7 protein-coding genes are annotated in these 11,615 nt (G+C 71.7%); 3 read left to right on the top strand and 4 right to left on the bottom strand.

The features are described 5' to 3' along the window. Positions 1–173 precede the first annotated feature (173 nt). From ACIHCL_RS05125 to ACIHCL_RS05135, 3 genes are read left to right on the top strand one after another with little or no spacing between them, the layout of a single operon-like run. Complete coding sequence (locus ACIHCL_RS05125; protein WP_399856997.1) at positions 174–1,541, top strand: ABC transporter substrate-binding protein; 1,368 nt, start codon at positions 174–176, stop codon at positions 1,539–1,541. A gap of 4 nt (positions 1,542–1,545) precedes the next feature. Then, a complete protein-coding gene (locus ACIHCL_RS05130) occupies positions 1,546–2,991 on the top strand; it encodes a carbohydrate ABC transporter permease (protein WP_399856998.1) in 1,446 nt (481 codons plus the stop codon). After that, positions 2,988–3,887, top strand: a complete 900-nt coding sequence (locus ACIHCL_RS05135; RefSeq protein ID WP_399857000.1) for a carbohydrate ABC transporter permease — start codon at positions 2,988–2,990, stop codon at positions 3,885–3,887. Before ACIHCL_RS05130 ends, ACIHCL_RS05135 begins: the two co-directional genes overlap by 4 nt. A 49-nt stretch (positions 3,888–3,936) precedes the next feature. Here ACIHCL_RS05135 and ACIHCL_RS05140 read toward each other — a convergent pair whose 3' ends face one another. The 4 genes from ACIHCL_RS05140 to ACIHCL_RS05155 all read right to left on the bottom strand — a co-directional run bounded on the left by ACIHCL_RS05140 (position 3,937) and on the right by ACIHCL_RS05155 (position 11,266). Beyond that, positions 3,937–4,311 carry a hypothetical protein gene (locus ACIHCL_RS05140; protein ID WP_399857001.1) on the bottom strand — a complete coding sequence of 125 codons (375 nt, stop codon included), beginning with the start codon at positions 4,309–4,311 and terminating at the stop codon, positions 3,937–3,939. A 208-nt stretch (positions 4,312–4,519) separates the two neighbouring features. Further along, positions 4,520–6,034 (bottom strand): methyltransferase domain-containing protein, encoded by a 1,515-nt coding sequence (locus ACIHCL_RS05145; RefSeq protein WP_399857002.1) that lies wholly within the window; start codon positions 6,032–6,034, stop codon positions 4,520–4,522. 160 nt (positions 6,035–6,194) lie between these two features. After that, positions 6,195–7,439 carry a glycosyltransferase family 39 protein gene (locus tag ACIHCL_RS05150; protein WP_399857004.1) on the bottom strand — a complete coding sequence of 415 codons (1,245 nt, stop codon included), beginning with the start codon at positions 7,437–7,439 and terminating at the stop codon, positions 6,195–6,197. Between the two features lie 137 nt (positions 7,440–7,576). After that, the gene (locus ACIHCL_RS05155) at positions 7,577–11,266 is read right to left on the bottom strand and encodes a CDP-glycerol glycerophosphotransferase family protein (RefSeq protein WP_399857163.1); all 3,690 of its coding nucleotides are present in this window, start codon (positions 11,264–11,266) and stop codon (positions 7,577–7,579) included. Positions 11,267–11,615: the final 349 nt, after the last annotated feature.

Raw genomic sequence — 11,615 nt, forward strand, 5'->3', positions numbered from 1 at the left:
GCTGCATCCGGTCCGATGCGTCCGCCGGAACCGCCCGCACACCCCGCGCCCTCCCTTGATGGCACGTCACGAGCCCATCACGATCAAGGAGTTGTTCCGGGAAGCGGTATTGCGGGCCTCGTACACGCAGCGTAGGACTGTGCGCACACGACGATGTGAGAGACGGGGAAGCTATGCGCACGACCCATCGGATCAGCAGAGCCGCCGTGGTGTTCACCGCCATCGGCACACTGGCCCTCACCGGTTGCGGTGGCAGCGACGACAGCGGAAAGGGAGAGCCCGACCGGAACTCCGGAAGCGGCAAGCCGAGCGCGTCGGACGTGGTCCTGCCGAAGCTGGACGGCGAGAAGCTGTCGGTCGCGGCGGTCTGGACCGGGGCGGAGCAGGCCAACTTCGTCAAGGTGCTCAAGGAGTTCGAGAAGCGCACGGGAGCGACGGTCACCTTCGTCCCGGCGCAGGACCCGATCATCAACTTCCTCGGTACGAAGATCGCGGGCGGCCAGCCGCCGGACATCGCGATGATCCCGCAGGTCGGCGCGATCCAGCAGGCGGCCGAGAAGAAGTGGGCCAAACCGGTCGGTGCCGAGGCCAAGGCCCAGTTGACCAAGAACTACGCGAAGGTCTGGCAGGACCTCGGCTCGGTGGACGGCACCCAGTACGCGGTCTACTTCAAGGCCGCCAACAAGTCCCTGATCTGGTACAACGCCAAGGCGTTCGAGAACGCGGGCGCGTCCGAGCCGAAGACCTGGAAGGACTTCCTCGCGACGGCCGAGACGGTCTCCGCCTCGGGCGTCGCCCCGGTCTCGGTCGGCGGCGCGGACGGCTGGACCCTCACCGACTGGTTCGAGAACGTCTACCTCTCCCAGGCGGGCCCGGAGAAGTACGACCAGCTGGCCAAGCACGAGATCAAGTGGACGGACCCGTCCGTCAAGGACGCGCTGATCAGCCTTGCCGAGCTCTTCGGCAAGCCGTCGCTGATCGCGGGCGGCGCCGACGGCGCGCTGCAGACGGAGTTCCCGACCTCGGTCACCCAGACCTTCACCGGGGGCGACCAGCCCAAGGCGGCGATGGTGTTCGAGGGCGACTTCGTGGCCGTCAACATCGCGCAGACGAAGGCGAAGATCGGGACCGACGCCAAGGTGTTCCCGTTCCCGGCCGTCGGCCCCGAGTCCCCGTTGGTGACGGGCGGCGACGCGGCGGTGGCGCTGAAGGACGGCAAGGGTGCGCAGGCCCTGCTGACCTGGCTGGGCTCGGTCGACGCGGCGCAGATCATGGCCGGGCAGGGCGGCTTCATCTCCCCGAACAAGGCCCTGGACCCCGCCGCTTACCCGAACGAGGTGCAGCGCACCATGGCGAAGGCGCTGGTCGCGGCGGGTGACGCGGTCCGGTTCGACATGTCCGACCAGGCCCCGCAGTCGTTCGGCGGGACGCCCGGAAAGGGCGAGTGGAAGATCCTCCAGGACTTCCTGAAGAACCCGAAGGACATCGCGGGGACCCAGGCGAGACTGGAGTCCGAAGCGGCCAAGGCGTACAAGAGCTGACGCGATGACGACAGCCGCAGCGGGGGGCGCCGACGAGGTGCCCCCCGCCGACCCTCATGCGTCCGCGCGTCCGCCGCTGCCCGCGCCCCGGAAGCCGTCCGGCGGTCCGGGGGACGCGGGTCCGGCGGGCGCCCCGTCCGGCTCCCCGAGGCGCCGCCTGCGGAGCGTGACCGGTACCCGCCGGATGCTCGCCGCGCTCTTCCTGGCGCCCGCGCTGGTGCTGCTCGGCGCGCTCGTGGTCTACCCGATCGGGTACTCGGTCTACCGGTCCTTCCTCGACCAGGCGGGCACGGGCTTCGCCGGATTCGACAACTACAAGGCGCTGTTCACGGACGAGACCATCCGCACGGCGATCCAGAACAACGCGATCTGGGTGGTGTTCGCGCCGACGGTCGCCACGGCCCTCGGGCTGATCTTCGCGGTGCTGACCGAACGCGTCCGCTGGGGAACGGCGTTCAAGCTGGTCGTCTTCATGCCGATGGCGATCTCCATGCTCGCCGCGGGCATCATCTTCCGGCTGGTGTACGACCAGGCCCCGGAGCGCGGCGTCGCCAACGCCGTATGGGTGGGGGTGCACGACACGTTCGCCGAGTCGGCGGGCTACCCGAACGCGCATCCGCTGCCCGTGCATCCGCTGAAGGCGGGCGGCGGCGGTTCGTTCGTCACCAAGGAGCCGGTGCGGGCCGGGCAGCCGGTACGGCTGCCCCTGGTCGGCGTGGCCCCGGCGAAGATGCCCTCGGACGCGAAGCCCGCGCGGGCCGCCGCGGCCGAGCCCGGAAAGGTCACCGGCACCGTGTGGCTGGACTTCACCCGGGGCGGCGGTGGCCGGCCCAACGTCATCGACCCCGAGGAGCTGGGGCTCAGGGGCGTCGAGGTCGAGGCCGTCAGGGGCGGCGAGGTGGTGGCCCGGGCGACCGCGGGCGCGGACGGGGTGTTCACCCTGCCCGCCTCCGCCGACGGCGCCGAACTCCGGCTCCCCGCATCGAACTTCACAGAGCCGTACAACGGTGTCGAGTGGCTCGGCCCGACCCTCGTCACCCCGGCGATCATCGGTTCCTACGTGTGGATGTGGGCCGGGTTCGCGATGGTGCTGATCGCCGCGGGCCTGGCCGGGCTGCCCCGCGAACTCCTCGAAGCGGCCCGGGTGGACGGCGCCAACGAGTGGCAGGTGTTCCGCCGGATCACGGTGCCGATGCTCGCACCGGTCCTCTCGGTGGTGCTGGTCACGTTGATGATCAACGTCCTGAAGGTCTTCGACCTGGTCTTCATCATCGCGCCGGGCTCCTCGCTGGCCGACGCGAACGTGCTGGCGCTCCAGCTCTACCGCTCCTCGTTCGGCACCGAGGCGAACCTCGGCATCGGCAGCGCCATCGCCGTACTCCTGCTGCTGCTGGTGCTCCCGATGATGTACGTCAACATCCGCCGGATCCGGAAGGAGGGGCGCCGATGACGACCGCCTCGACCACGTCCGCCGGGGCCGGGCCGGTGCGGGCCGAACGGTCCCTGGCCGCCCGGGCCGCGGCCCGCGCCGGGGGCGGCGCGATGCGGGTCTTCCTCGTCCTGGTGGGCCTGTTCTGGCTGATGCCGACCATCGGGCTGCTGCTCTCCTCGCTGCGCGGCGCGGAGGACATCGCCTCCAGCGGCTGGTGGCGGGTGTTCACCGCCCCGTCGCAGCTCACCTTCGACAACTATGCCCGGCTGCTGGACAATCCGACGATCACCCATTCCATCCTGAGCACGGTCCTGATCACCGTTCCGTCGACCGTTCTCGTCGTCGTCCTCGGTTCCCTGGCCGGATACGCCTTCGCCTGGATGGACTTCCCCGGCCGCGACTGGTGGTTCCTGGTCGTGGTGGGGCTGCTGGTGGTCCCGGTGCAGGTCGCCCTCGTACCGGTCTCGAAGCTCTTCGGCGCGGTCGGGATCTTCGAGACGACGTTCGGCGTGGTGCTCTTCCACACCGCCTTCGGCCTGCCCTTCGCGATCTTCCTGCTGCGGAACTTCTTCGCGGAGATCCCGAGGGAGCTGCTGGAGGCGGCACGGCTCGACGGGGCGGGCGAGCTCCGGCTCTTCACCCGGGTCGTGATGCCGCTGGGCGGTCCGGCGATCGCCTCGCTCGGCATCTTCCAGTTCCTGTGGGTGTGGAACGACATGCTGGTCGCGCTGATCTTCGCGGACTCCGGATCGCCGCCGATCACGGTGGCGCTCCAGCAGCAGGTGCGGCAGTTCGGCAACAACATCGACGTGCTGGCCCCCGGCGCGTTCGTCTCGATGGTCATTCCGCTGGCCGTCTTCTTCGCCTTCCAGCGCCAGTTCGTCTCCGGTGTGATGGCGGGCGCGGTGAAGTAGCTGCAGCGCCGCCGGACGGGCCGGGAGCGGGACCCGTCCGGCGGCGCGGTCAGCGTTGCTGCCCGGCCATCACCGTGATCAGCCCGATGACCACGAGCAGCGAGCCTCCCCAGGTCCACAGCGAGGTCCGTTCGTGCAGCACGGTCGCCCCGGCCAGCACGATCAGCAGATATCCGAGCGCGTTGAACGGATAGGCGATGGACAGCGGCACCGTCGCCAGGGTGGTCATCCAGGCGACGGCGGACACCGCGAAGACCAGCAGGCCGAGGACGACCCAGGGACTGGCCGCGGCACGCAGGGCCACGGACCCGCCACCGTGCGCGGCGGCGGCAGCGGCCCCCTTCATCCCGTGCTTGAGCATGATCTGGCCGCCCGCCGAGGAGAACACGGCGAACAGCAGCAGCATCAGACTGGGGACGGTCAAGGTCTTGCTCCTGACTGCGGCGGCCGGGGGCCCGGACGACGGGGCGGGGGTGGGACGGGGGACGGTCGCCCCGGACACCGGACCGGTCGCCTCCAGTGCGGTCCCGGTCGCTTCCGGTACAGCCCTGGGCACTTCCGGTACGGGGCCGGCCGCCCCGGACGCCGCTCCGGACGCCCGACCGGTCGTCCGCGTCACCGGCCGCGTCGTCTCAGACCCCGACCCGGTCGGCCGGGACGTACTGTCGGTTGAGGATGTCCTGAACATCGACGTGCTCTCCAGCGATGATCGTCTCGGCGGCGTGCGGGGTGAGCAGGGCGACGTGCTGATAGCCGAACAGCGTCGGCCGGAGCCGGGTGAGCAGCTTCGACAGCCCGCCGAGGACCGCGGGGAGCGGCCCTCCGCCGAGCAGTGCCCAGAACGGAGCCCCGGTGGACGTGATGTGGAGGATGTCGTACCCGGCGCCACGGACGGTGCGGCGCAGGCTGGCCCGGGTGAAGAAGCGCAGATGCGTCTCGTCGAGGATGCCGCGCCGGTCGTAGTCGAAGACCCCGAGCCCGACCCGCAGCCGGGAGTACCAGTGGCTGAAGTTCGGTACGGAGAGCAGCACATGGCCGCCGGGCCGCAGCACGGTCGCGAGTTCGGTGAGGAGCCGCTCGGGCCGGGAGAGGTGCTCGATGACGTCCCCGGCGACCACGTAGTCGTAGCCGGTGCCGACCTCCGCCGGCAACCCCGCCTCCAGGTCGGCGAGGTGGAAGTGGCTGCACCTCTCGCGCACCCCGGGGACCTCGACGAGGTCGACGCCCGTCACCACGTGGCCGAGGGCTTCGAGACGCTGCGCGAACAGGCCGCCCGAGCAGCCGAGATCGAGGACCCGGCCGGGCGGCAGACCGCGCATCCGCTCCAGGATGACGGCGTGCGAGGAGCCGTCTCCCTCCTTGAACGCGTACTCGACGGGTTTCGGGATCCAGGGACAGGTGCCGAATCCCTTGACGGCGAAGCGGTATTCGAGGACGTCCTTGATGACGTCCTTCGCATATTTCATGCCATTGACGTAGCAGATCTCGTCGCCGTAGTAGGTGGGGACGGGGATCTCCTTGATCCGCATTCCGGCGTCGAGGAGCTGGACGATGATCTGGGTGTCGAAGTCGAACGCATCGGTGTTCCGGTCGATCGGCAGTTTTTTGAGCGCGGCGACGCTGTAGGCGCGGTATCCGGAGTGGAATTCGGTGAGCCGCGAGCCGAGGAGGGCGTTCTCCAGGCGGGTGAGAATGCGGTTGCCGAGCCATTTGTACATCGGCATACCGCCCTTGAGGGCGGAGCCGGATTTCATCATCCGCGAGCCGAACACGGCCTCGCATTCGCCGCGTTCGATCGGCGCGACCATTTCGGGCAGGAGTTCGGGGGCGTACTGTCCGTCGCCGTGCAGCAGCACGACGATGTCGAGTCCGTGGTCGGCGGCCAGGGCGTAGCCGGCCTTCTGATTCCCGCCATATCCGAGGTTCTTGGTGTGCCGCATGACGACCGTCCGCGGCATCCCCTCCGTCTGCGACCAGCGGCAGCCCGCGGTGAAGGTCGCGTCATGGCTCGCGTCGTCGAGAATGAGGATCTCGGCGACCTTGGACCGGAAGTCCTCCGGGATGCGGTCGAGGGTCCTCTCCAGTGTCGTCTCGGCGTTGTACGCGACCACCAGGATGCCGATCCTGGGGCTCGGGCTTTCCTTCACGGAACGTTCTCCAGTCGTGCTCGGTGCTCGGTACTGAGGTCCAGGAGTCCGGCGCTCGGCGGCTCGGGGCCGGAGGTCCGGCGGCCCGATGGCCCTGCGGCCCGTGGCCCGGGGGCGGGAGCCGGGAGGTTCGGGGCCCGGGGCCCGGCGGGACGGCGGGTCACTTGGCGGGGGAACCGGCGGGCCGCGAGGAGCGGGGCGCGGTGAGCGGGGCGGGCCCGGCGGCGCACCGGGCGGAGGGCACGGACGCCGGCGCGGCGAGGATCGCGCGCACCCCGCCGGCGAGGCCGACGGCCAGGACGACCCAGCCGGCCTCGCCCAGGTGCATCACGGTCTCGCTCCAGCGCACGGCGGAACGCCCCATGTATCCGAGGAGCGCGGTCAGTCCCAGCAGGCAGCCGTACGCGGCGCCCTCCCAGAACCCGACGAGGAAGAGCCCGGCGGCCGCCCAGGTCAGGTACTGGAGGGCGGACGCGGTGGAGAGCAGCAGCAGCAGTCCCATCGTGAGGCCGACGACGACGGGCAGTTGCACGGGCCGCAACCGGGCGAGCCACGCCCCGGCCACCGCACAGGTGAGCACGAAGAGGAAGTGCCCGCCGCCCTGGACGAACGCGATGAAGGCGTCCGGCAGCCCGAACAGGTCGGCGAACCGGACGACGCCCCAGAGGCGGTGGTCGCCGCCCGCGTACTCCAGGACGTTCTCCTTGAGGTCCTGCGGCACGGTCGCCACAACGGGCCCCCAGACGAGGGCGGTCAGGGCGGTGAACGCGGCGGTGAAGCGGACGAGGGCCGGACGCCCCGCCCGCAGCGCGACGACGAACATCGCCGGAATCGTCACCACCGGAATGAACTTGACGCTGATCGAGAGCGCCGCGGCCAGCCCGGCGGCCAGCGGTGCCTTCCGGTCCACGAGCAGGTGGGCGGCGGCCAGGGCGAAGGTGATGGCGACCGCGTCGGTGTTTCCGTGGTAGCCGGACGTGGCGATGAGCACGGGGCAGAGGGCGACGCCCGCCCCGCAGGCGACCGCCGTGCCCATGGAGCGGCGTCGGCGCACGATTTCGAAGACCAGGAGCGCACAGCAGAAATCGGCGATCGAGGCGGGCGACCTGATCAGGATTCCGAACGGGATTCCGAGTTCGGAGAGTTCATGGAAACCGAGCAGCAGCCATCCCGCCAGGGGTGGATGGTTGTAGACGGGCAGTCCCGGCAGCGGTTGTTCGTAGATCCGAATGGGGCCGTAACGCGCGACGGCCTCGGCGAAACCGCGAAAGATGTGTACGTCGGCCGGTCCGGGTTTGTTGGCCGCGATCAGCATTCGGGTGAGGAGACCCACGGCGGCGACGGCGAGCACCATTGCTCTCGCTCGTCGCACGCCCCAGGTCTCGCACCGCGTTCGGATACCCATGAAAACAGAACGTAGCAACCCGTGGACGCCGAGTGACGCATCGTTGCTTCCGGTGTGCGGACCGCCGCGTCGATTCCCTGCGGAGCAGGGTGGACGCCCGTATTCCCGAATCACTCGAACGGATCAGCCGGAAACGCTCACCTCCGGCCCGCCCGGCCGGCCCCGTTCCCGTTCCCGTTCCCGTTCCCGTTCCCGTTCCCGTTCCCGTTCCCCCGGAGCATCCGGTCGGCCACGTCCGCCGCCGCGTGCCCGTGGTCCAGGTCGCAGAAGTCCCGGCGGAACGCCTCGTACGCCCGCGCGTGGCCCCGTGTGGCGCGCTCCGGGTCGCGCAGCGCCTCGACGAGTCCGGTGGAGCCGGGGATCAGCGGGCCGGGGGCCCGTGCCTCGAAATCGAAGCAGAAGCCGCGCAGGGTGTCGCGGTAGTGCGCCAGGTCGTAGCTGTGGAACAGCATCGGGCGGCCGGTCAGGGCGAAGTCGAACATCAGCGAGGAGTAGTCGGTGACCAGGGCGTCGCTGATCAGCATCAGCTCTCCCGCGTCCGGGTGGCGCGAGACGTCGCGGACGAAGCCGCTTCCGCCGTCCGGCAGCCGGTCGGCGACCAGGTGGTGGCGGCGTACCAGCAGTACGGTGTCCGGGCCGAGTTCGCGTTCGGCGGCTGCCAGGTCGAGGCGCAGGTCCAGGGCGTACCGCCCACCGCCGCGCGGCTGGTCGTCGCGCCAGGTCGGCGCGTACAGCACGACCCGTCGGCCCTCGGGGATGCCGAGCCGTTCCCGTACGCCCGCGGCGACCTTGGCCCGGTCCGGGGCACGGAACAGGTCGTTGCGGGGGGCGCCGCACTCCAGGACCTCGCCCCGGTAGCCGAACGAGCGCCGCAGGACCGGGGTGGAGAAGCCGTTCGGGGAGACCAGGACGCTCCACTGGCGTGCGCGCCGCTCGATGGTGGCGAGGCAGGCGGCGTCGGCCCATGCCGCGCCCGCGAGGTCGAGGCCGATGCGCTTGAGGGGCGTGCCGTGCCAGGTCTGGACGACGAACTGGTCGTCGCGCCGCTCGAACCACTCCGGGAGCTGGGTGTTGGTGACGACGTACCGGCTGGTCGCCAGCGCCTCGTGCCAGGCGGCAGAACCGTGTTCGACGGCGGTGACCCCGGCCGGGACGCGCGCCTGCCGGTCGCGCACCACCCACAGGTGCTCGAACTCGACGCCCCGCCGTACCAGTTCCTCGTGGACGGCGCGGGGCGAGTCGGAGTACTGCCGGCCGTCGAAGCTGCTGTACAGGACGGTGTCGCGCGCGGGCGCGGTGCGGCTGCTCCGGTAGGTGCCGCGCAGCAGCCGTCTGCCGCGCGCACCGCGTTCGGCGGCGGGGAGCACCGGCGCGGAGTCGATCAGCAACTGGTCGTGGCAGCGCCGTTCGACGACGTACACACGGCCGTCGAGGGTGCGGGCGGCGGGCAGGGTGCGGTGGGCGGCGGCCGGGACGCGCAGCGGGGTCTCATACGCGTCCCCGTCCGCGCCGGGTTCGCGGAGAAAGAGGTACCAGCGGCCCTCGCCCAGCGGCAGCGGTCCGCCGGGCCCGTCGACGGCGTCCGGCCGGAACACGGACCGGAACCGCCGCGCCCCGTCGGCCCCGTGGAACGCGACGGGGAGGACGGCCTCCTCGTCGTGGCCGCTGTGCCGGGCCACGAGTGCGGCGGGGCGTCCGGAACATCCTGGGAAGGTGCCCTCCAGGACGATCCGCCCGTCGTCCGTCCAGGTCGCGAGGTCGACGGCGGGCTGTACGGTGCGGTCGCCGATCAGCAGATCGCCGCGCGCGCTCGCGGTGAGCCCGAGTTCACGCCGAGGCTCCCGGTCCGGCCCCGCTCCGCGCGGTGCGCCTCCGTCCCGTACGCCTCCGGCCTGCATGCCTTCGTCCCCGTCCAGCGGGTAGCGGCCCGGAAGCACCGGCCCCGGAACGTCGATCGGCGTCCGGCGCCCGTCCGGGCCGAGGAGGTGCACGCTGTACGCGATCTGCGCGGGCGGCTCCCCCTCCCCCGCGCCCGCACGGGCGCCGGCGAACGCGCCGAGCGGGACGGTGGCGGTGAAGCGGCGCCATCCGGACGACGCGGGTCCGGTGTCGTGGACCGCGACCGGGCTGTCGAAGGAGGACCCGGAGGGGTGGTGGGTGAGGGCGAGAAGCAGCGGCCCCTCGGCGAGGCGGGCGCGGACCATTCCGTCGATCACCACGCTGTCGCACCGACCGTCCGGGCCGCCGGTGCCGCCCGCCCGGTGGGACTCGAAGCGGGCGTCGATCCGTTCGGCGTGCAGCACCAGCGTGTCGTCGTCGAAGGCGGGCACGATCCGGTGGTCGCCGTCGGGCCGGTGCACGGGCGGCGGGGCGGCGGCCTCGTCCGTCGACAGGGCGGAGCGGCGCAGCATGCCGTGGCCGGCGATGCCGATCTCCAGCCGCCAGGTGAGGCTCGCGGGCCCGCGGTGGGCGTCGATGCGGAGCCGGGCCGGGTCGATGTCCGTCTCGAAGCCGGACCGGTCGTAGTCGTGCAGGCTCTGCCGCGACCGGGCGGTGGCCTCGGGGTCGACGACGGTCCGCAGCCACAGCGGCACCAGGCGTCTGCGCCCGGCCCTCAGCCAGCCGGCGCGGATCTCGCCGACCCGCGAGGCGGCGGGGAGGTTGCGGATGTACGCGTATCCGGACAGGTGCAGCCTGCCGTCCTGCCAGCGGGCGTTCCGGAGCCGGGCGGTGAGCGGCAGGTCCCGCTCGGTGACCTTGAGCACCGGGCGCGGGACGGGGCCGGTGAGCACCGGGAAGGAGGCGGTGCGGCGCCGCATGCCGCGTACCGCGAACGCGCCGGGTTCGGCGGCGTCGTGGGCCAGCAGGGCCAGCAGCTCCTCCGTCCTTCGCTCGCGCACGAGGTGCCACATCAGCCGCAGCCGCACCGGCAGCGCGTCCAGCACGGCGGGGTCGACCTGGTCGGTGAACTCGTTGGCGTACGTGAAGAACGCGCGCCGGTAGTCCTCGTCCCCTCCGGGCAGCGCCTCCATGAAGTGCCGGAGGTCGTCGGCGAGCACGTGCTCCTCGTACCGCCGCTTGTCGGCGGCGCCGCGGTGCTCGTCGAGGAAGGCGGAGACACCGAGGACGTGCGAGGCCCGGTCCTGGACGCCCCGGACGACGGCGCGGCGGGAGGGGGCCGAGCCCGGCCGCTCGCGCCAGTGGTAGACCGGCTCCTTCAGCACGTCGACGGACCGGGCCAGGAAGTGGGCGGGCAGGACGACCGGGATGTCCTCGTGGAGCGCGCCGACGGGGAAGGCGAAGGCGTGCTCGTCCCAGAAGGAGCGGCGGAAGACCTTGTTGCAGGCGATCCGGTCGGCGGCGAGGTCCCAGTCGCGGGAGATGTGGGTGCGCAGCCGGGTCGTCGCCATCGGCCTGCGGAAGTCGGGCGACTGCTGGAGCGTCCCGGAGCGACGCAGCCGCAGCACGTTGCCGGACGCGAAGTCGGAGCCGGTCTCCTCCAGGGCCCCGACGAGGAGTTCGTACGCGCGGGGCGGGATCACGTCGTCGCTGTCGACGAAGGCGAGGTGGCGGGCGCCCGGGTCGCAGTGGCGGACCCCGGTGTTGCGGGCGTGCCCGGGGCCGCCGTTGGCCTGGCTGACGAGCCGGAAGCGGCGGTCGCGGGCGGCGAAGCCGGTGGCCAGGCCCGCGCTGCCGTCGGTGGACCCGTCGTCGACGATCACCACTTCCAGGTCGCTCATGGTCTGCTCGGCGAGGGACTTCAGGCAGTCCGTCAGATAGAGCTCGACGTTGTGGACGGGTACGACGACACTGAGCCGTGGCGGCATGGTGGGCACGTCCGTTCATCGGGGCCTGGCTGTGCGTACGGCTCAACCGCCTGGGCGGCCGGGGGTCACCGCTCACGGTCTCTCCCGAACGGGTGGCGTCCGGCGCGGCGCGCTGACGAAACGTCAACCGGCGGCGAACATGTGCGCAGGCCGGGCCGGGGGCCACCGGCCCCGTGGCCGAGCGCGGACTCCGGGGTCGCCCGGAGACGTCCCGGGGTGCGGTGGACCGCCACGGCGAAGCCGAGCACCGGCACGGCTACCGAGCGGGGCCGTGTCCACCGCTTCCAGCACCGCACGTCCGCGGCCTTTGGCCCCCGTGTTCACCCGATCGGGGCAGTGCCGGTGACCG

Origin of the sequence: Streptomyces sp. NPDC052042 (assembly GCF_044548345.1) — a bacterium.
GTDB lineage: Bacteria > Actinomycetota > Actinomycetes > Streptomycetales > Streptomycetaceae > Streptomyces.